At 68.3% G+C, this 19,825-nt stretch carries 23 protein-coding genes; 14 read left to right on the top strand and 9 right to left on the bottom strand.

Features of this window, described 5'->3' with window-relative positions:
* Window position 1: 1 nt before the first annotated feature.
* The gene (locus ABZU72_RS23935; RefSeq protein WP_355021301.1) at window positions 2–799 is read right to left on the bottom strand and encodes a crotonase/enoyl-CoA hydratase family protein; all 798 of its coding nucleotides are present in this window, start codon (window positions 797–799) and stop codon (window positions 2–4) included.
* A 54-nt stretch (window positions 800–853) separates the two neighbouring features.
* On the opposite strand from ABZU72_RS23935, the gene ABZU72_RS23930 reads away from it, so the two are divergent.
* From ABZU72_RS23930 to ABZU72_RS23915, 4 genes are all read left to right on the top strand, one after another.
* On the top strand, window positions 854–2,518 hold the full coding sequence (locus ABZU72_RS23930) for an acyl-CoA synthetase (protein WP_355021283.1): 1,665 nt from the start codon (window positions 854–856) through the stop codon (window positions 2,516–2,518).
* Window positions 2,515–3,624 carry a nitronate monooxygenase family protein gene (locus ABZU72_RS23925; protein WP_355021282.1) on the top strand — a complete coding sequence of 370 codons (1,110 nt, stop codon included), beginning with the start codon at window positions 2,515–2,517 and terminating at the stop codon, window positions 3,622–3,624. The genes ABZU72_RS23930 and ABZU72_RS23925 overlap by 4 nt, the downstream gene beginning before the upstream one ends.
* 170 nt (window positions 3,625–3,794) lie before the next feature.
* Entirely contained in the window at window positions 3,795–4,622 is an 828-nt protein-coding gene (locus ABZU72_RS23920; RefSeq protein ID WP_355021281.1) for an alpha/beta fold hydrolase, read from the top strand.
* Between the two features lie 17 nt (window positions 4,623–4,639).
* Window positions 4,640–5,116, top strand: coding sequence for a hypothetical protein (locus ABZU72_RS23915; RefSeq protein ID WP_355021280.1), 477 nt, complete (start codon window positions 4,640–4,642; stop codon window positions 5,114–5,116).
* On the opposite strand, the gene ABZU72_RS23910 is transcribed toward ABZU72_RS23915, so the two are convergent.
* On the bottom strand, window positions 5,094–5,606 hold the full coding sequence (locus tag ABZU72_RS23910; RefSeq protein WP_355021279.1) for a hypothetical protein: 513 nt from the start codon (window positions 5,604–5,606) through the stop codon (window positions 5,094–5,096). The two genes, ABZU72_RS23915 and ABZU72_RS23910, sit on opposite strands and share 23 nt — an antisense overlap.
* Window positions 5,607–5,697: 91 nt before the next feature.
* On the opposite strand from ABZU72_RS23910, the gene ABZU72_RS23905 reads away from it, so the two are divergent.
* Complete coding sequence (locus tag ABZU72_RS23905; RefSeq protein WP_355021278.1) at window positions 5,698–6,135, top strand: hypothetical protein; 438 nt, start codon at window positions 5,698–5,700, stop codon at window positions 6,133–6,135.
* 5 nt (window positions 6,136–6,140) lie between these two features.
* Here ABZU72_RS23905 and ABZU72_RS23900 read toward each other — a convergent pair whose 3' ends face one another.
* Window positions 6,141–6,509, bottom strand: coding sequence for a VOC family protein (locus ABZU72_RS23900; RefSeq protein ID WP_355021277.1), 369 nt, complete (start codon window positions 6,507–6,509; stop codon window positions 6,141–6,143).
* A gap of 61 nt (window positions 6,510–6,570) precedes the next feature.
* Between ABZU72_RS23900 and ABZU72_RS23895 the strand changes: the two genes are divergently transcribed.
* Entirely contained in the window at window positions 6,571–7,023 is a 453-nt protein-coding gene (locus tag ABZU72_RS23895; RefSeq protein ID WP_355021276.1) for a MarR family transcriptional regulator, read from the top strand.
* Between the two features lie 22 nt (window positions 7,024–7,045).
* Here the strand turns inward: ABZU72_RS23895 and ABZU72_RS23890 are convergent, their stop codons facing one another.
* The 4 genes from ABZU72_RS23890 to ABZU72_RS23875 form a co-directional block, all read right to left on the bottom strand.
* The gene (locus tag ABZU72_RS23890; protein ID WP_355021275.1) at window positions 7,046–7,705 is read right to left on the bottom strand and encodes a hypothetical protein; all 660 of its coding nucleotides are present in this window, start codon (window positions 7,703–7,705) and stop codon (window positions 7,046–7,048) included.
* 279 nt (window positions 7,706–7,984) lie between these two features.
* Entirely contained in the window at window positions 7,985–9,226 is a 1,242-nt protein-coding gene (locus tag ABZU72_RS23885) for a DUF222 domain-containing protein (protein WP_355021274.1), read from the bottom strand.
* Window positions 9,227–9,811: 585 nt separating this feature from the next.
* Window positions 9,812–10,888, bottom strand: a complete 1,077-nt coding sequence (locus ABZU72_RS23880) for an acyl-CoA dehydrogenase family protein (RefSeq protein ID WP_355021273.1) — start codon at window positions 10,886–10,888, stop codon at window positions 9,812–9,814.
* Between the two features lie 23 nt (window positions 10,889–10,911).
* On the bottom strand, window positions 10,912–12,114 hold the full coding sequence (locus ABZU72_RS23875) for an acyl-CoA dehydrogenase family protein (protein ID WP_355021272.1): 1,203 nt from the start codon (window positions 12,112–12,114) through the stop codon (window positions 10,912–10,914).
* A gap of 57 nt (window positions 12,115–12,171) precedes the next feature.
* On the opposite strand from ABZU72_RS23875, the gene ABZU72_RS23870 reads away from it, so the two are divergent.
* The 6 genes from ABZU72_RS23870 to ABZU72_RS23845 all read left to right on the top strand — a co-directional run bounded on the left by ABZU72_RS23870 (window position 12,172) and on the right by ABZU72_RS23845 (window position 17,090).
* Complete coding sequence (locus ABZU72_RS23870; protein WP_355021271.1) at window positions 12,172–13,341, top strand: Rieske 2Fe-2S domain-containing protein; 1,170 nt, start codon at window positions 12,172–12,174, stop codon at window positions 13,339–13,341.
* On the top strand, window positions 13,341–13,646 hold the full coding sequence (locus tag ABZU72_RS23865; RefSeq protein ID WP_355021270.1) for a hypothetical protein: 306 nt from the start codon (window positions 13,341–13,343) through the stop codon (window positions 13,644–13,646). The genes ABZU72_RS23870 and ABZU72_RS23865 overlap by 1 nt, the downstream gene beginning before the upstream one ends.
* Window positions 13,636–14,685 carry a ferredoxin--NADP reductase gene (locus ABZU72_RS23860; protein ID WP_355021269.1) on the top strand — a complete coding sequence of 350 codons (1,050 nt, stop codon included), beginning with the start codon at window positions 13,636–13,638 and terminating at the stop codon, window positions 14,683–14,685. The genes ABZU72_RS23865 and ABZU72_RS23860 overlap by 11 nt, the downstream gene beginning before the upstream one ends.
* A 149-nt stretch (window positions 14,686–14,834) precedes the next feature.
* Window positions 14,835–15,416: a hypothetical protein gene (locus ABZU72_RS23855; protein WP_160023363.1), complete on the top strand. Its 582-nt coding sequence runs from the start codon at window positions 14,835–14,837 to the stop codon at window positions 15,414–15,416.
* A gap of 92 nt (window positions 15,417–15,508) precedes the next feature.
* Complete coding sequence (gene pcaD / locus ABZU72_RS23850) at window positions 15,509–16,291, top strand: 3-oxoadipate enol-lactonase (RefSeq protein ID WP_355021268.1); 783 nt, start codon at window positions 15,509–15,511, stop codon at window positions 16,289–16,291.
* 73 nt (window positions 16,292–16,364) lie between these two features.
* A complete protein-coding gene (locus ABZU72_RS23845; RefSeq protein ID WP_355021267.1) occupies window positions 16,365–17,090 on the top strand; it encodes a class I SAM-dependent methyltransferase in 726 nt (241 codons plus the stop codon).
* A 3-nt stretch (window positions 17,091–17,093) separates the two neighbouring features.
* Here the strand turns inward: ABZU72_RS23845 and ABZU72_RS23840 are convergent, their stop codons facing one another.
* A complete protein-coding gene (locus tag ABZU72_RS23840; protein WP_355021266.1) occupies window positions 17,094–17,384 on the bottom strand; it encodes a hypothetical protein in 291 nt (96 codons plus the stop codon).
* A 106-nt stretch (window positions 17,385–17,490) separates the two neighbouring features.
* Here ABZU72_RS23840 and ABZU72_RS23835 point away from each other — a divergent pair, with 106 nt between their 5' ends.
* A complete protein-coding gene (locus tag ABZU72_RS23835; protein ID WP_355021265.1) occupies window positions 17,491–18,804 on the top strand; it encodes an HNH endonuclease signature motif containing protein in 1,314 nt (437 codons plus the stop codon).
* 35 nt (window positions 18,805–18,839) lie between these two features.
* On the top strand, window positions 18,840–19,004 hold the full coding sequence (locus ABZU72_RS23830; RefSeq protein WP_355021264.1) for a hypothetical protein: 165 nt from the start codon (window positions 18,840–18,842) through the stop codon (window positions 19,002–19,004).
* On the opposite strand, the gene ABZU72_RS23825 is transcribed toward ABZU72_RS23830, so the two are convergent.
* Window positions 18,947–19,765: a class I SAM-dependent methyltransferase gene (locus ABZU72_RS23825; RefSeq protein ID WP_355021263.1), complete on the bottom strand. Its 819-nt coding sequence runs from the start codon at window positions 19,763–19,765 to the stop codon at window positions 18,947–18,949. The two genes, ABZU72_RS23830 and ABZU72_RS23825, sit on opposite strands and share 58 nt — an antisense overlap.
* Window positions 19,766–19,825 lie beyond the last annotated feature (60 nt).

Raw genomic sequence — 19,825 nt, 5'->3', positions numbered from 1 at the left:
CTCAGCGTCCCTTGAACTCGGGCTTGCGCTTCTCCAGGAAGGCCTTGGGGCCCTCCTTGGCGTCCTCGGAGGCGAAAACGGCGGCACCGACCTTGGCGTCGTCGGCCCAGGCCTCCTCCTCGTGCTTGCCCTCGGACTCGCGCATGGTGCGGAGGATCGCCTGGACGGCCAGAGGCCCGTTGGCGGCGATCATGTCGGCGAGCTCGTGGGCCTTCTCGAGCGCGGTGCCGTCGGGGACGACGTGGCCGATGAGGCCGAGCTCCTTGGCCTCGGGGGCGAGCAGCGTACGTCCGGTCAGCAGCAGCTCGGCGGCGACGGTGTAGGGGATCTGGCGGGGGAGACGGACCGCGGAGCCGCCCATCGGGTAGAGCGACCAGCGGGCCTCGGCGACGCCGAACTTGGCCGACTCGCCGGCGACCCGGATGTCGGTGCCCTGCAGGATCTCGGTGCCGCCGGCGATGGCGGGGCCCTCGACGGCGGCGATCAGCGGCTTGGTCAGCCGGAAGCCTTTGAGCAGGCCCTTGATCACCGTCGGGTCGAAGCCCTCCTCGAACGACTCCGAGGGCGGCTTCTCGTCGGCCTTCTTCAGGTCCATCCCGGCGCAGAAGTAGCCACCCGCGCCGGTCAGGATGCAGACCCGGATCTCGGGGTCCGAGTTCACCCGGTCCCAGGCGTCCTCCATGATCCGCAGCATCTCGGAAGAGAGGGCGTTGCGGCGCTCGGGACGGTTCATGGTGACGATGAGCTTGTGGCCGTCCTGCTCGACGATCGCGTGCGGCTGAGCAGAAGTTTCTGTGATCGGCATAACATCAGACCCTAGCGGAAAACTGAAACGTGTTCTAGTGTCGCAGTCATGGCGCTGAACCTTGCTGACCTCTTCGAACACGCCGTCGACGCCGCGCCTGCGAAGGTGTCGGTCCAAGTCGGCGACCGCAAAGTGACTTACGCAGAGCTCGAGCGTGAGTCCAACAAGCTGGCCCACTATCTGGCCGGCCAGGGGATCGGGAAGGGCGATCACGTCGGGCTCTACTCCAAGAACTCCGTCGAGCACGTCGTCGCCCTGCTCGCGATCCTCAAGATCCGTGCTGTGGCGATCAACGTGAACTATCGCTACGTCGCCGGTGAGCTGGAGTACCTCTTCGGCAACGCCGACCTCAAGGCCCTGGTCCATGACCGCGTCTACGCGCCGCTGGTCGCCGAGGTCTCCCCGAAGCTGGACGGCCTGACGACGTTCGTCGCCGTCTCCAACCCGCTCGAGCCGCACGACGACTCCGACCTCAGCCCGTTCGGCGGCGTCACGCTCGAGGAAGCCCTGGCCGGGCAGTCTGAAGCGCGCGACTTCGGCGAGCGCAGCCCCGACGACATCCACGTCATCTACACCGGCGGCACCACCGGCTTCCCCAAGGGCGTGATGTGGCGCCACGAGGACTTCTGGCGCGTGCTCGGCGGCGGCATCGACTTCATGACGGGTGTGCCCCTGGAGGAGTACGACCAGTCCAAGCAGGCCGCCGGAGGCGGACTCATCACCCTGCCGCTCAGCCCGCTGATGCACGGAGGTGCGCAGGCGAGCCTGCTGATGCACCTCTTCGCCGGCCAGGTCACGATCCTGGAGCCGAAGTTCGACCCGGTACGCACCTGGGAGATCGTCGACCGCGAGAAGGTCCAGATGATGTTCATGACCGGTGACGCGATGGCGGTGCCGCTCATCGACGCGTACGAGGCCGGCCCCGGCAACGGGCAGAGCTTCGATGGTCAGTCGCTGTTCGCCATCGCCTCCTCGGCCGCGATCTTCTCCAAGTCGGTCAAGGAACGTTGGATGAGGGCCTTCCCGAACGCGGTGTTCACCGATTCGATCGGATCGACCGAGACCGGCTTCCAGGGCACCGGCCTGCAGGACGCCTCTGCGCTCTCGACCGACGGACCCGTGGTCACCGCGGGTGCCCACACCGCCGTGATCGGCGACGACGGCCACCCGCTCGACCTCGCCACCGACGTCGGCAAGATCGGCCGTACCGCTCGCAAGGGCCACGTGCCGGTCGGCTACTACAAGGACCCCGAGAAGTCGGCGAAGACCTTCGTGGAGATCGACGGCATCCGCTACGCGATCCCGGGGGACTACGCCCGGGTCGAGACAGACAACCGCCTCACCCTGCTCGGACGAGGCTCCAACTGCATCAACACCGGCGGCGAGAAGGTCTATCCCGAGGAGGTCGAGGCTGCCATCAAGGCGCACCCCGACGTCTACGACACGCTCGTCGTCGGGATCCCGGACGAACGCTACGGCCAGGCCGTCGCCGCTGTCGTCCAGCCGCGACCGGGCGCGACCATCGAGCTCGAGGGGCTGCGTACGTTCCTGCGGGCTCACCTGTCCGGCTACAAGCTGCCGCGCGCCCTGACCATCGTCGACGAGGTGCCCCGCAACGCCACGGGCAAGGCCCAGTACCCCAAGGCCAAGGAGATCGCCCTGGCCACCCAAGCGACCGCAACAGAGCAGGACCCCGAAGGAGCAAAGGCATGATCCGTACGGCACTGTGCGAGGCGTTCGGGATCGACTACCCGATCTTCGCCTTCACCCCCTCGGAGCACGTGGCCGCGGAGGTCTCCAAGGCCGGCGGGCTGGGCGTGCTGGGCTGCGTACGCTTCAACGACGCCGAGGAGCTCGACCGCACCCTGACGTGGATGGACGAGAACACCGACGGAAAGCCCTACGGCGTCGACGTGGTCATGCCTATGAAGGTGCCGACCGAAGGCACCTCGACCGACCTGTCCGCCTACATCCCGGCGGAGCACGCCGAGTGGGTCGACAAGACGCTGCTCTCCCTCGGCGTACCGCCGCTGCCGGAGGGGGAGGGCCGCGAGGGCGTCCTCGGCTGGCTGCACTCGACCGCGCGCTCGCACGTCGACGTCGCGCTGCAGCACCGGCCGGTGCTGATCGCAAACGCGCTCGGCACCCCGCCCAACGACGTGATCGAGAAGGCCCACGAGCACGGCGTCAAGGTGGCCGCCCTCGCGGGTGCACCGAAGCACGCGGTGTCGCACGTCTCGAACGGCGTCGACATCATCGTCGCCCAGGGCTACGAGGCCGGCGGGCACACCGGAGAGATCGCCTCGATGGTGCTCCAGCCCGACATCGTCGACGCGGTCGGGCCGGACGTGCCGGTGCTGGGTGCCGGCGGGATCGGTTCGGGCCGTCAGATCGCCGCGTCGCTGGCGCTCGGTGCACAGGGCGTCTGGACCGGTTCCATCTGGCTCGGGACGAGCGAGTATCGCAACCTCAACACCCACGCCGGCTGGGAGAGTGCCTTCACCCGCGCCACCTCCGCCGACACCCGCCGGATGCGGATCTACACCGGCAAGCCCGCTCGACTGCTGAAGTCGAAGTGGACCGACGCCTGGGAGGCCGAGGGCTCGCCGGCACCGCTGCCGATGCCACTGCAGAACCTGCTCGTCTCCGACGCCCACAACCGGATCAACGCCGCCGGGGATCCCGATGTCGTCGCGATGCCGGTCGGGCAGATCGTCGGCCGGATGAACGAGGTACGCCCCGTCGCCGCGGTCATGGCCGACCTCATCGCCGAGTTCGAGGCCACCGTCAAGCGCCTGGACGCGATCGCCGAGGGATAGTCCGCAGCACCACGAAGGCGCCGGCTCGTCGACCGAGCCGGCGCCTTTCTCGTGCCGTGATTCCGTCGCGCCTTACCTCAGCGCGCTATCGCACACACTGGTCGCTGGCGCCGCTACCGCACACCACAACCCCGCCGCAGAGACGGGAGAGGCACTGACAGGATGGCCGCGTGACGATCTCGAGCTACGTACGTGACGGACTCACCTTCGACGTGATCGACTCGGGCCCCGCCGACGGCGACCCGGTCGTGCTCCTGCACGGTTTCCCGGAGCGGGCGACCTGCTGGCGTGAGGTGTCACCGATCCTGCACGAGGCCGGCTTCCGCACGATCGCCCCGGACCAGCGCGGCTACTCGCCGGGCGCCAGGCCGCGTACGCGCCTCGGCTACGGCGCCGGCAAGCTGGTCGAGGACGTGGTGGCGCTCATCGACGAGATCGGCCGGCCGGTGCACCTGGCCGGCCACGACTGGGGGAGTGCGGTCGGTTGGGGAGTGGCGGCCAAGCGACCCGACCTGGTCCGGAGCTGGACCGCGATGTCGGTGCCGCACCCGGTCCCGTTCGCCCGGTCGATGAAAGGTCCGCAGCGGCGCAAGTCCACCTACATAGCGCTCTTCAACATCCCGCTGCTGCCCGAGCTGGTCTCCGGGGGAGGCGGCCGGATGGAGCGGATGATGCGGGGGAGCGGCTGGAACGACGAAGACGTCGAGCGCTTCCGGGAGGAGATCGTCGACTACGGCGCGCTGCCCGGTGGTCTGGGCTGGTATCGCGCCCTGCCCCTGGCCCCGCGCGTCGGCCGGGTCTCGGTGCCGACGACGATGCTCTGGAGCGATGGCGACGTCGCGATCGGCCGAACGGCCCTGGAGGGCAACGAGGACTCCGTCACCGGTCCCTACGAGTTCATCGAGCTGACCGGGGTCAGCCACTGGATCCCCATCAAGGCGCCGCAGGCGGCTGCCGACGCGATCCTCTCGACCATCGCCAGGGCGAGTCGGTCGTGATCGATGGCCGAGGCGGAGTGGCGCGCCATTCCGTGATCGGTGGTGCCGCCGCGGCCGCTGGTGCGTTGGCGGGCATCGGGCTGATGCGGCTGCTGTTCGCGCCGGCTGTGGCCTTCTTCGGTGGCTTCATCGAGGTGGAGGGGGCCGAGACCGGATCGGCGCTGGGCGACGCGCTCGCCACCGGGCTCGGCGCGGTGGGGGCGGTGCTGGCCGCGTTCTTCTTCGCGGCCGTCGCGCTGCTCACTGTCGTGGCGGTGATGCCGTTGGTGGCGATGGGTCTTACGCTCGGAGGCTCCGGGTTCGAGCGCGCTTGGCTGGCAGTGCTGATCACGCTTCCGCTCGCCCTGGTCGGGTTCTTCGGGATCGGACAACTGTTGCCCGGTTCGGTCCCGTGGTGGTTCTGGCCGGTGACCGTGGCAGCCGCGGCGGCGGGATCGGTCTGGCTCGCAGCGGCCCTCCCTGCACCGGTGCTCAGTCGGTCGCGGCCACGGTAGGAGAGCTCGACCGGGGCGTGGTGTCGCGAGCTGTGATCGCGTCCCGGACACCGTGGATCGCTGTGCGGATCATGTCGCCGTACGGCCCTTGCGGCAGGGTAGCGACACGTTCCTCGGCCTTGCTGATCTGGCCGGCGGCTGCCTCGAAGGAGCCCAGGCGGCGCAGGTTGTCGGCGATGTTGAGATGCAGGCTCGGATAGAAGCCGGCAACCTCGAGGCCCGCGTGGTGCTCGCCGGCCCGACGGTCAGTGAGGGCGCCTGCGGCGTCGAGGGCGCGTACGTCCCAGATGAGTGCCTCGGCCGGATCGGGATACAGATCGGCGAGGTAGTGGGCGAGCGTGCACCGGTGAAGCGGATCGCCCAGCACTCCGAGGTCTTCCCAGATCTCGAGCAGCTCCTGCCGTGCTCTGGTGGTCTCGCCTTGGTGGCCAAGGGTCACGGCGGTGGTGATGGCGTCCATCGTCGGATCGGCTGCAGGGGTCGCGGTCATGCGCCGATGCTGGGGCTTCGACCCACCTGAAGGTCAAGAGTTGAGTACGCGGGCTCATCACGCCGCGCCGCGGCGCCGCGAGACTCGTCGCATGCTCGCTTTCGACCGCCCGGCCAGTGTCCGCTGGCGCATCACGCGCGTGCCCTGGTTTCTCGTCACCACGGCTCTTGCGTCCGTCGTGGCTCTTCTCGCCATCGGGAAGCTGGCCATGAACTGGCTGGACGTCTATCTCGTCTTCTTCGGCGAGCAGCCGGAGATCGACCCGGCGAACATCGCCGCGTACCGCGTCTGGGGTGCGATCGCGCTCGCCGCGCTCCTGTGCGGCGCGGTCGCCCACATGCTCAACCCCGACCGCCGCTTGCTCGGGACCTTCTGGCAGGGCCTGTTGGTCCTCGTCGGCACGGCGATGGTCCTGCTCTGCTACATCCCCGGCGCGGTGGATCTACCGGCGCCGGGGCGGGAGGACGACGGGTATCGCGCCCCGCCCTGCTACTCCGGCGGCGACAACGACGAGTGTGTCGGTGGCTGACGCTGTCAGCCGCGGTCGTGGAGCGTGATCTGGTAGCCGTCGGCGTCGGCGAAGGTGAACGTACGCCCGAAGGGGCCGTCGATCGCGGGGGAGACGATGGTGTGCCCGTCGGTGACGAGAGCATCGTGGATGGCCTGGACGTCGGTGGCATGGAGCCAGATCGCGGCACCGATGCCAGGTTGGGCGACAGAGGCGAGATCGGTGCCCGGGACGACCTCGCGAAGCGCGAACGCGATCGGCTTGGTCTCGAAGACGACGGCATGCGGTGGCCCGGCCGGCGAGCGGACGAGGCCGAGGTAGTGCTCGTAGAACGCCTGCGACGCGTCGAGGTCGCGCGCCTGCAGGGAGATGAAGTCGGGGCCGGTGACGGGCATGGAATGCTCCTTCGATGTGTGTCAGGTAACTGACACAACGAACGTATGTCAGAATACTGACATGAGTCAAGACGGCGTCGACCTGGACAAGTCGCTGGGCTACCTGCTGAAGGAGGCGTCGAGCGCCCTGCGCGCCGCGATGGAGGAGGTGCTTCGCCCGCTCGGGATGAGCATCACCCACTACGCCTGCCTGGAACTGCTGGCGCAGCGGCCCGGTCTGTCGAACTCCGAGCTCGCCCGAGGCGCGTTCGTGACGCGCCAGACGATGAACGTGCTGCTCCGCTCCTTGGAGCGAGACGGTGACGTGACCAGGCCGGCGGCGGCCCCCGTCGGAAAGGTCCTCCCCGCGCAGCTCACGCCTCGTGGCAGGCAGAAGCTCGAGGAGGCGACCGTCGCGGTCCGCTCTGTGGAGGTCAGGATGCTGGCCGGCATGACTCCGACCGATCAGTCCGAGGCCTTCCGGATCCTGCAGGGCATGGTCCACTCCCTACGTGATGGGGGCGACGGCGCCTGATCGGCCCGCAGCTGCGAGGAGGCTACGAGCGGACCCTCGAAGCACGCCAGAGCGCAGCGGCAAGCCATAGCGCCGCGACGGCGACGAGTACGCCCCAGACAATCCGCCCCGCGTGCGGGAGGAAGTACTGGGGGAGCATCGTGACCAGGAGAGCTGCCAGCGGGACGGCGCTCCAGCGGGGCAGGGACCCCGAGCGCCAGACCGCGATCGCGACGAGCACGGCGGCGACGGCGATGAGCAGCAGGCCGATCACGAAGACGGTCATCGCGGTCGGGTCGAGGCGGAAGTCGTTGCCCACGTCGGTCAGGCTGGGGTCGCCGTCGGCCACGGCGCGCTCGCCGATGGCCTTGAGACCGTAGACCTCGGCACCGTAGTAGGAGATGGTCAGACCGGAGCCGATGTAGCCGATGACGGCGGCAAGATATGCGGTCCTCTCCTGTGGTGTGCCGTCGAGGAGGTGGCGGATGGCGCCATAGCCGAGCGGGATGAGAATGAGGCCGACGATGGCACTGATGTGCGCGATGCTCCAGCCGGCGGAGGCCCACGCCGCTGCTCCGTCAAGCGTGGTCTCGTCGGCGCGTGGGGCAACGACCTCGTAGACGGCAAAGAGGACGCCGGCGATCGCGAACGCGACGGCCCCCATCTGGGTGCGGCGGTCGGGGGAGACGTGGGGGACGGTCACTGCGGAGCTCCTAGGTGGATGCAGTGAGAGCAGTGCTCTCAATTGTGAGCGATGATGACATGCATCCGCCTGCACCGCACGCGATTTGCCCGGCCTTCGTCCAAGACCGATCCGGGCGGCCCTCCCGTGAGTGACTCATAGGTCGAAGCGCTATCGCACACCGTGGTCATTTGGCGCGATACAGCACAGACAGCCGCGACGAAGATGTGGAATCGCGTCCATGCCGCCGGCGAGATGGAGAACCCGGCCCGGTGCCGATCTTCGCGATCCTGGCACTTTCTAAGTGCGTCGGGTGAAGCGGATGTCGCCACTAGGTAGGCGTTCATGGAGGTACGCGGTGTCGTGGGCGCGGTGGTGGTGATGGGAGCAGAGCAGGGCGGCGTTGTCGAGGTCGGTGTTTCCGCCGAGTGCCCAGGCAACCCAGTGGTGGGCCTCGGCCCAGGTGCCGGGGATGTCGCAGCCCTCGGCCTCACAGGTCGCGGATCTGAGCAGGAGGGCTCGGCGTTGGGCGGCGGTGAAGAAGCGTTGCATGCGGCCCAGGTCAAGAACCTCGGAGGCACCGCCGAGGACGGCGGGGATGATGTTCGCGTTGCAGGCCAGCCGGCGGGCCTCGGCGGCGGTGATCGGGGTGCCGCCCACGATCTGGGCGATGCCGGCCTCGGTGCGGAGCTGGTCGATATCGATGGTCACGATCACCGTGGTCGCATCCCCACCATGGATCGGGAGCCGGGCCGGGTCGAGGGTCTCCAGCATCTGGCACAACGCACGTCCGAGCCTGCGGTCGTAGGGCAGATACTCGCCGGTCTCGGTGCGGGTGCCGTCATCGCGGCGGGGCGAGGCGAACGCTTCCAGGTTGGTGGCCAGCCGATCCGCGGCCCCGTCTGGGACCACCGCAGAGATGCGGGTGGTGCCGTCCCCGAGCCGGCGCATGGACAGGCGGGTCTTCTTCCTCGCGTAGGCCTCCTCCGCGGCGAGCCGTCGAGCTTCCTCGGCCTCGGCGATCTCAGGGGCGATGACATCGAGGATCCGGCGCCCGAGACGGCGGAGCTGGGTCGGATCGAACCGGGTCGCGTAGCCGACCAGGGTCTCCTCGGCCTTGATCCGGATCTCGGGGTCGAGATCGGCGGGCAGCTCGTCGAGAGCGTTGACGATCACCTGGGCCTGCGCCGGGTTGCAGTCCCCGCGTCGCATCGCGGCCGCGACCAGCCCATAGGAACGGTCCAGGGCCTCAGCCAGCCGCAGGTCAACGCGCAGGGTCTCGGGACGCTGGTGGGTGTGGTGATGCAACCACCCCGCCACATCCCGCGCCCCGGACTCAGCGGACACGTCATCAGCGGTCGCGAGTACCCGCAGCTCGAGCTCAGCCAGCTGCGCCTTCGCCCGGGCGATCTCGAGCAAGGTGGCGGCCTTCTGATCGGTGGCCATGAACGCCGGATTCGCCTCAGCAACTCGCTCGAGGGAGGCGGTGATCGCGACCACGGCCCCGAGCACGGGGTGTTGGGGTTGTTGCAGCGTGGTCATCGAAACGGTCACCTCCCGACGTACGAACACAAGGGTTTCTGCCTGTGCAGAATCCCGGTTGGTTCGCTGGTCTCGGAGGCCCGGCAGTACGGGCTATTACTTACCCTCGCAGCTCAGCGTTCACGCCCCTGGTTCCCCTGGATTACCCGCCACCCGTTGTGTCTCGGATGGAAAGGGCACGCCTCTTTCGAGGTGGTCGGCCTTCACGTTTACGCCTGCGCCGAGCCTACCATATAACGCAAACCAATGAACCCAATCAGGGACAGATATCCCAAGCGAAAGCCAGACCGCTGCTGGAAGCCCGCAAGACAGCCAAATGGCACCCAGCCCAGACACCCTGGTTCTAAATCTCCCAGCCCAAACAACGTATTGGCCCCACCCGCGCTGGAACTCCGCACGAGACCAACGGACACACATCCAGATCCCCACTCGTAGGCGGCCAGCCCGTGGACGAGGAATGGACTCGTGGTCAATAAGACAAAGCGCTATCGCACAAGATGCGTACTTTCCGCGATACAGCACAAGCACCCGCCACAAAAGAAAGGCCCCGGCAGCCGCCGGGGCCTCTCATGACGTCGGTACGAATCAGGACGCAGCGAGAGATCGTCCGATCCGCAAAGCCTGCTCGGTAGCCCCGCCGAAGACGAACTCGAAGCGCTTGGCGGTCGTGAAGTAGCGATGCGCCTCGCCGTCGAGGTCGATGCCGACACCGCCGTGGACGTGGACGGTGGTGTGGGCGAGCCGGTGGGCGGCGTCGGCGGCCCAGAGCTTGGCGACGGCGACCTGGTCGGCGGCGGGGAGGCCGGAGGAGACCCGCCAGACGGCCTGCCAGAGGGTGAGCCGCTGGGCGAGTACGTCGATGAACCCGTCGGCCAGCCGCTGGGAGACGGCCTGGAAAGTGCCGATGGCGCGGCCGAACTGCTCCCGGGTCTTGGCGTACGACGACGTGAGCGAGAGGGCTCCTTCGGTGATGCCCAGCAGTTCGGCGGCCGCCGCCACGGTCAACAGCGAGCCGAGCCGGGAAGCGGCCGCGGAGTCCCCGACACGACGAGCGGGGGCCGAGGCGAACGAGACCAGCGCGGTGACGTCGCCGTCGCTGGTGTGCTGCGCACGGCGATCGACGCCTTCGGCCGATGCCTCGACCAGGAAGACCCCGACGGTGCCGTCCGGGGATGCCGCGGTCACCAGGAACGCATCGGCGATCATCCCTGCCCTGACCAGCGTCTTCACGCCGGTGACGGTGTCCCCGGTGGCGACGACCATAGGGATGTCGGGCAGGTGGGAGTACTCCTCGGCAACCGCGGCCGTCAGGATCCGGGAGCCGTCGGCGACGCCGGTCAGGGCGTCCGCCGCTGTCTCGGCGAGGAACAGGCCGCACGGCCCGTGCACGGCGAGCGGTACCGGCGCGACCTGCCGCCCGGCCTCGACCAGTACCCGGCACAGCTCGACGAGCCCGAGCCCGGCACCGTCGTACGTCTCGGGCAGATGCAGCCCGAGCAGCCCGGCCTCGCCGAGGGCGGACCAGAGGGAGGCGTCGAAGCGGCCGCGGTCGCCGGCAGCCGCCTCGACCGTACGCAGCCGCTCGACCGAGGTCGCATCGCCGATGATCTTGGCCGCGAGCTCGGCGGCGTCGTCGGATTCGGTGGTGAAGGAGAAGTCCATGAGGTGTCCTCGGGTCGGGATGGTCAACGCTTGGCGGCGGGGAGGCCGAGGCCCACGTAGCCGATGATGTCTCGCTGGATCTCGTTGGTGCCGCCGCCGAAGGTCATGACCAGCGAGGACCGGTGGAACCGCTCGAGGCGGCCGGCGAGCACGGCGCCGGGGGAGTCGGCCGTCAGGCCGGCCTGCGGTCCGACGATCTCCATCAGGGTGCGGTAGACCTCGGTCGCGAGCTCGGAGCCGTAGACCTTGGTCGCCGACGCCTCGGCCGGCGAGAGCGCGACCCCGTGGTCGGCGTCCGAGGCGAGCTTCCAGTTGATCAGCGAGAGTGCCTCGATGCGTGCGTGCGCTCGTCCGAGGGCCAGCTGGACCCACTCGGCGTCGATCACTCGGCTGCCGTCAGGGAGCACCGTGGTCAGCGCCCACTCCTTCACCAGTCCGAGCGAGTGGACCAGCGGTGCCGCCGAGGTCAGCGCAACTCGCTCGTGGTTGAGCTGGTTGGTCATCAGCGCCCAGCCCCCGCCGCGCGAGGAGACGAGGTTCGACGCCGGCACGCGCACGTCGGAGTAGTAGGTGGCCGAGGTGCCCACTCCGGCCACGGTCTGCACCGGCGTGTAGGAGAACCCCTCGGACGATGTCGGCACCAGGATCATCGACAGCCCCTTGTGCCGCGATGCCTCCGGCTCTGTCCGGCAGGCGAGCCAGATCCAGTCCGCATACTGGATCAGCGAGGTCCACATCTTCTGGCCGTTGATCACCCACTCGCCGGAGCCCTCGTCGAGCACCGCGCGAGTCTGCAGCGAGGCGAGGTCCGTCCCGGAGCCCGGCTCGGAGTAGCCGATCGAGAAGTGCAGCTCACCGGCGAGGATCTTCGGCAGGAAGTACGCCTTCTGCTCGTCGGTCCCGAACCGCATGATCGTCGGGCCGACCGTGTTGAGCGTGAGATAGGGGATCGGCACCCCGGCCACGGCGGCGGCGTCGGTGAAGATCAGCTGCTCCACCATGGAGCGGTCCTGGCCGCCGTACTCCTTCGGCCAGCCGATCCCGAGCCAGCCGTCCGCGCCGATCTGCCGGATGGTCGAGAGGTAGACCTCCTTGTCCGCTTCATCCCCGAACTCGCCCGAGGCCCGCGCGAGAGCAGCCCGGCGCTCCGGCGTGACCAACTGGGCGAAATAGGAGTTGAGCTCTGAGCGAAGTTGCTCCTGGGCGGGTGTCAAGGCCACATGCATGTGATAAAACTAGAACAGGTTCCACTTCTTGGATAGACCCCAGCGGAAGGTACGACGATGGCCGACCCCACCACCCAGACCCGCACGCTCGACCACGGCACCCAGCCGGAGCGCTTCGCGCGCGGTTGGCACTGCCTGGGTCTGGCCAGCGAGTTCAAGGACGGCAAGCCCCACGCCGTCGAGGCGTTCGGCGGCAAGCTGGTCGTCTGGGAGAACACCAAGGGCGAGCTGGGCGTGCTCGACGGCTACTGCCGGCACATGGGCGGCGACCTCACCCAGGGCACCGTGAAGGGCGACGAGGTCGGCTGTCCGTTCCACGACTGGCGCTGGGGCGCCGACGGCCGCTGCAAGCAGATCCCGTACGCCCGCCGCGTCCCGCTGCGCGCCCGCACCAAGGCGTACGAGACCGTCATCCGCAATGACTCGCTGCTGATCTGGCACGACCCGGAGGGTTCGAAGCCCGACTACGACATCCTGCCGCCGGAGCTGCCCGACGTCAGCGACCGCGAGATCTACACCGACTGGATCTGGAACACCGTCCCGATCAAGGGCAGCCACTGCCGCGAGCTGATCGACAACGTGGTCGACATGGCGCACTTCTACTACGTGCACTTCGCCTTCCCGACCGACTTCCGCAACGTCTTCGAGGACCACACCGCCACGCAGTACATGGCCTCCCGAGGGCGCCCGGACGTGTCCGGTGGCTACGGTGACGCCGAGATGTTCCTCAAGTCCGAGGCGACCTACTACGGCCCGGCGTACATGATCAACTGGCTCGAGGTCGACTACAAGGGCTTCGTGACCGAGGTGATCCTGATCAACTGCCACATCCCGACCGGCCCGGACTCGTTCCTTCTGCAGTACGGCATCACCGTCAAGAAGCCGGAGGGTCTCGACGACAAGACCGCCAACTTCATCGGCAAGAAGTACGCCGACATGTTTGGTGACGGGTTCCTCCAGGACGTAGCGATCTGGGAGAACAAGGCGCCGGTGCAGAACCCGCTGCTGTGCGAGGAGGACGGCCCGGTCTACCAGCTGCGCCGCTGGTACGAGCAGTTCTACGTCGACGTCGCCGACATCGAGCCCGAGATGCGTGCCCGCTTCGAGTTCGAGGTCGACACCACCAAGGCCAACGAGTTCTGGCACGAGGAGGTCGCCGAGAACCTGCGCCGGATCGAGGCCGAGAAGGCTGAGAACCCTGAGTCGAGTGACGCAGGGGTCAGTTGATGGCCTCGTTCGTCCCGACGTCGCAGGACACCGTCGAGGACCAGCGGCTCTACACCCAGGCCCGCCTGGTCGAGGTGGAGTGCCTCGACTGCCTCGCCCGCGTCGGGGTGAAGAAGAACAGCGAGCATCAGACCTCCGTCCAGTGGACGGCCGAGGCGCAGGCCCAGTGTCCGGATCTCGTACGCCGCAAGGCCGCCGCCAACGGCGAGCGGCTCGTCCATGCCCGCTGCCCTCGTCTGGCCGCGTCCATCGAAGCAGCCGTCGCCGACGGCCGGATCCAGATCGGAGCCGAGGATGGCTACTGACTCTTTCCTGCTGCCTGTCAGCGACGTGGTCAAGGAGACCGCCGACGCCCACTCGATCGTCTTCGAGCTGCCCGAAGACGTGAGGCACGCGTTCCAGCCGAAGCCGGGGCAGTTCCTCACCGTCGCCGTGCCGAGTGACCGTGACGGCCTGGCGGCGCGCTGCTATTCGCTCTCCAGCGCCCCGGGCGACCCCCTCACGGTCACCGTCAAGCGCACCGTGGACGGCTACGCGTCCAACTGGATCTGCGACAACCTCCGGCCCGGCGACACGCTTCGCGTGCTTCCGCCGAGCGGGATCTTCACCCCTGCCGACATCGACGCCGACTTCCTGCTCTTCGCCGGCGGTTCGGGCGTCACCCCGATCATCTCGATCGCCCGTACGGCGCTGCGCGAGGGCACGGGAAGGATCGTGGTCTTCTACGCCAATCGCGACGAGCGCTCGGTGATCTTCGCGGAGGAGTGGGCGCGGCTCTCCGCCGAGCACCCGGACCGGCTCCAGGTGGTCCACTGGCTCGAGTCGGTCCAGGGGCTGCCCACCGGTGAGCAGCTCAAGGCGTTCGCGGCCGACCGTCTGACGTACGACGCCTTCGTCTGTGGGCCGGCGCCGTTCATGAAGGCGACGGTCGCGGCGCTCAAGGAGCTGGAGTTCCCGCGGGCGCGGCGGCATCAGGAGAAGTTCGCCTCCCTGGGCGGCAACCCGTTCGGCGTGGTCGCCCCGGTCGAGGAGGCGGAGACGGAGGTCGTCGACGACGGCCCCAAGCAGCCCGCCACGCTCGAGATCGAGCTCGACGGCACCACCACGACGTACGACGACTGGGACCCGGGCACCCCGATGCTCGAGTTCCTCGAGGCGAAGGGTGTCAAGGCGCCCTACTCCTGTCGCGAGGGCGAGTGCTCGGCGTGCGCGTTCCGGCTGCTCGAGGGTGAGGTGAAGATGGTGCGCAACGACGTGCTCGAGCAGGAGGACCTCGACGACGGGATCCGGCTCGGCTGCCAGTCGTTGCCGACCACCGACACCGTCCGCGGCACCTACTCCTGAGGGACTCGCGAGAGACACAGATCACCAACCGGTTGCCAGGTCGAGGCGCGCGGCGCGATAGTGTCGCGCTGCCCGAACCACATCCCACCGTGTCACCCCGAGGAACGTCGCCGGCTGACCGGTAGGGCTCAAGCGAGGTATCCCCCAACGTGTTCAATCGCAACTTCTACGCCGCCCAGGACGATCGACGCTTCGTCGTCGGCTATGCCCTCGATCTCGGCTTCAGAGTTTTCGATGCCTACTCGGCACCTGGCCAGCCGTTGACCGAGATCACCACGACGGCATCGGCCTCGCTGCTCGCCGCGAGGCCCGCGTTCAAGCTGTACGCCCCCAACACCGGCCCCGAGCCGGTGATCACCCGGGTCGAGCTGGAGGAGTCGGAGTTCGGTCCCTCGGCCTTCGAGTACCGGTGCAACGGCTGGGGTCTGATCGGGCTCAACTTCGGTGGCGTCGTGGGTCTCGGCGGCCTCGGCTGGAGCACGCTCAACACGATGGCCGAGGCCCGTGCGGCTCGCTGGCACGCGGTGGAGCCGATCGGTGCCGCTCCCTCGGAGTGGAACTGGCCGGCTGTCGACGACGCCGCGATCAAGATGTTCGAGGCGATCGCCTCGATGGCGGGATCCGCCGTGGGCGACAGCCCGATCCTGGCCGCCGCGGGTCAGCTCATCAAGGACAAGGGTCTGCTCTACGAGTCCGGTGGCGGGCTGCACGCGCGTCCGGGTCTCGGCTGAGCGCGCCGCGCGGAGCTTGATACGCCGGGCGTATCAATCCTCCGCGAATCGATACTTCCCAACAACAGGTCGGCGATCCTAGATTCTCGGGCATGGACGCCACCTACGAACCCATCCGAGTGCACCACGTCGTCTCGGGCCAGCCGGACGGTCCGGTGGTGGTGCTGTCCAACTCTTTGGGGGCGACCCACGCGATGTGGGACGAGAACCTGCCCGACCTCGAGCGGCACTTCCGCGTGGTGCGCTATGACACCCGTGGACACGGTCGCTCGCCGGTACGTCCCGGCCCATACGCGATCGACGACCTGGCCGACGACGTCGTCGCCCTCCTGGACCGCCTCGGCGTCCAGCGGGCCCACTTCGTGGGCCTCTCCCTGGGTGGCATGACCGGGATGCGCCTCGCCGCGCGCAACCCCGACCGCGTCGACCGCCTCGTCCTCCTGTGCACCGGAGCACATCTGGCCCTTTCCTCCGCCTGGCATGACCGTGCGGCCACGGTGCGAGCCGACGGCACTCGGGCCGTCGCCGAGGCGGTCGTAACCCGCTGGTTCACACCGGGATTCCTCGAGGCGAACCCCGAGGTGAAGGCGACCTGCGAGGCCACGGTCGCTGCCACCCCGGACGAGGGCTACGCCGGCTGCTGTGAGGTCATCGCCGCCATGGACCTCCGCCCCGATCTCCCGACGATCACCGCCCCGACCCTGGCCATCGCCGGTGCCGACGACGCCGCCACGCCGCCCCCGCACCTGGAGGCCATCGCCGATGCTGTCCAGCACGGCCGGCTCCTGGTGGTCCCCGACTCGGCGCATCTGGCCAACGCTGAGCAACCCGAGATCATCACCCGCGCCATCATCGACCACCTCGAAGCGCGTTGACGGGCACCGCCGAATGGTCTCGGGTGGATAACCAGGTGCGTCCAGGTGCGCGACCTGGCTAGGTTCGGAGCCGATGCGAGAACCCGATGCCGCGTTCGCGGACCCACGTCAAGCAGTCCTCTACGACGTCCTCGACGACGACCGTTCCGACCTGGATGCCTATGTCGCGATCGCCGATGAGCTCGGTGCCCGTCACGTCATCGACATCGGGTGCGGGACGGGCTCACTCGCCGTTCGGCTGGCAGGTGAAGGGATCACCGTCGTCGGCCTCGACCCAGCCGCGGCATCTCTCGACGTCGCCCGCACCAAGCCATACGCCGACCGGGTCACCTGGATCAACGGCGACGCAACCGCTCTCGCCGGCCTCTCCGGCACTGCCGACATGGCGGTCATGACCGGGAACGTCGCCCAGGTCTTCGTCTCCGACGCGGACTGGTCCGAGACCCTGACCGCGGTCCACACGGCGCTCCGTCCTGGCGGCTGGTTCGTCTTCGAGACCCGTCGACCCGAGGTCCGGGCCTGGGAGGACTGGGACATCGCGCCGACAACCGTCGACCTCCCGGATGGCCGAACCGCGGTCGTCACCCGCACAGTCACCGTCGTCGACCTCCCGCTGGTCACCTTCGAGGGATCGACCACCATCGGCGACGAGATCCTGACCTCGGTCTCCACCCTCCGCTTCCGCGACCGTCCGGAGATCGAGCGCGACCTCCGGTCCCATGGCTTCACCGTGAGCGACGTACGCGACGCGCCGGATCGGCCGGGAAAGGAGCATGTCTTCCTGGCTCGTGCGCAGTGACGATCAGGTCACTTGCGCCTCGCGGACCGTACCGTCGGCCCACGTGATCCCGATCTGGGCCGCGGCAACTGCGCGCGGTCTCTCCGCGTGGAGGTAGAGCTCGACCTCGGCCGTACGTCCTTGCCAGTACGCAGTATGTGAGCCGTCCGCCTTCAGGTCATCGTCGTCGGGGGCACCGAGGGCAACGGTGATCGACTCGATGAGAGCGGCGAAACCGGGCCGGAGCCTGTCGGCAACATCGGCGAGCCAGATGTGGGACCAGAAGTGCTCAACGGCCCCATCCGAGCCGAGCATCAGGCCCGAGTTGGTCGTGTGCCATGCCCTCGTGGTCTCTACGAGAACCCGCCTGAAACGTACCCAATCAGGTTCCTCTTTCCGCAGGTCAGAGGTAGAATTAGGCATGCAATCACGGCTCGGGACAACCACCACTCACAACCTACTCGACAGCCTTGCCCAGGCCCGCACGGACGAGGTCAGGGCAGCGAACGACCGGCTAGTTCTGGTTGCGGCGTATCTGCTGGAGCGGCCACCGCGAGGGCCTGACGACGTCGCCTACGACCGCGACGCGGGGCTCTTTGGGGACCGTGCGCTCAGCCTTGCGGGCGAAGGTGCTGTCGAGGTCTCGGAGTTCGCGGTCATGGAGCTGGGGCCGGTGCTGGGGATGCCGTTGGGATCCGTACGTCGGTTGGCCGGTGACGTGATGGAGTTGGCGCAGCGGCTCCCGAGGGTGTGGGCACGGATCTTGAACTACTCGGTCGAAGGATGGCGAGCGCGACAGGTCGCCGACCTTACCAAGAAGCTTTCGCTGGAGGCGGCTGGCTGGGTTGATGCCCAGGTCGCGCCGATCCTGCACAAACGAGGTCGAGTCACCATCTCGCGTCTGGTCGAGAAGGCCTTTGCGACGTTCGATCCCGAGGGTGCTGCGCTAGCAGCCGAGGAGAAGGCGGAACAGTTCCGGGTCGACGTCGACCTGGACGCGCCCACGCTCTTCGACGAAGACACCGGCCACCTCGGCGACGGACCGGTCACCGGCCACGCTCATGTCGACGCGACCATGGATCTCGCCGACGCCGCCGACCTCGAGAACGCGGTGGCTGCGATCGCCAAGGACCTCGGAGGCGACGACCGCTTCGCCGGGTGGTCTCTCGGCCGCCGTCGCGCGAAGGCCCTCGGCGAGCTCGCGCGCCGCTACACCTCCGGCAGTAGCGAGTCGGGCACGGCTCGCGTGCTCCATCTCTACTGCCACGTGGACCAAGGCGACCTGCGCGGGACCGGTCTGGTCAGCGTCGACAACTACGGCGCCGTCGTCCCGCTCGAACGCGTTGATGAGTGGGCCATTGCCTCCGGCACCGTCGTGCGCCCCGTCAAGGTCATCGACCTGAACGCCGAGGTCACTCGCGATGGCTACGCTCCGTCGGTCACGCAGCGCGAACAGGCCGCGCTCATCGCTGGTGGCACATGCGTCTACCCAGGCTGCACCCGATCGGCCTGGTTGGCTGATACGGAGCACCTCGAGGCGTACGACGACGGCGGCCAGACCACCAGCTCCAACCTTGCCAAGACCTGCCGCAGCCACCACCGCCTCAAGACCTTTGGCGGTTGGACCTACACCCAACCCGCTCCCGGCACATTCATCTGGCGCTCACCACTCGGCTTGGAGTACGTCCGCTACCCCGACGGCACGTACGAGCAGCTCACGCGCCAGGCCGCGTGAGCGCCTCGAAACGACCTCGTCCTTGGGTTGTGGCCGTGGGTGCATACGCTGCCCTCCATCTGCGCAAGATCGACCTGGCCGACCAGGTTCTGGTCGTCAACCCAGGTGGTTACATCGGTGAGTCCACGAGCAGAGAGATCGCCTACGCCCGTGACACCGGCAAGCCGGTCTCGTTCACGGATCGGCCGTCGCTCGACTGAGCGACGAGCAGATAGCCGGCGCCGTCGGAGTCGAGGGTCGTTGTCTCGACGGTCAGTCCGATGCTCTGCAGCTGTGCGACGAGCTCCTCGTAGCGGTAGGGCCAGAACGACAACCGCTCCGCGCACGTCCGGAGCGACCCGTCAGGCCTCACCTCGGTGACGGCGATCTCCATGTGGTGCTCCTGTTCCCAGTCCGGCGCGATCTGGGTGTGGTAGATGACCACCGCGTCGCGACCGTTGCGGCGGATCAGGCGATCGCGGACATCGATCCGGGAGCCACGAGCGCGCACGGCCTCCCACATACGGGAGGTGAGCACGAGGCGTCCGCCTGGACGCAGCAGCTGGGCCATCGAGGCAAGCGCGGCCAGACGGCCGCGCCTGCCTTCGGCGTGACCGAGGGAGTTGCCGACGCAGAACACCAGGTCGAAGGTCGAGGCCTCGAGATGGTCTGTCAGGTCCTCCCAACCGATTTGGCGCACGTCGAGCGTTTCGCGATGTTCGCCGGCAAGTTCTGATGTCCGGCGGATCATCCCGGCGCTGGCATCTGTTGCGACGACGTCCAGGCCGAGACCGGCGAGACCGACCGCGAGCTGGCCGGTGCCGCAGGAGCAGTCGAGGACCCGTGCGTTCGGTGGCAGAGACGTCACCAGGTCCTCGAACCTCGCCGCAGCGCCGACGGGGGAGAGATTCTCGTCCCGAATCAGCCACTCGTACGCCTCGGACAGTGCGCCATAGCCGGCCACAGCGATCACCTCCGTCATCCGTCGGCGGGACCTCCGTGTTTGCCCTGCCCACCGCTATTCGTCCAGCGAACCAGACCC

Source organism: Nocardioides sp. NPDC004968, assembly GCF_040608935.1.
GTDB lineage: Bacteria > Actinomycetota > Actinomycetes > Propionibacteriales > Nocardioidaceae > Nocardioides.
The sequence above is the reverse complement of the archived record's forward strand: the minus strand, read 5'-3'. Positions and strand labels throughout refer to the sequence as shown.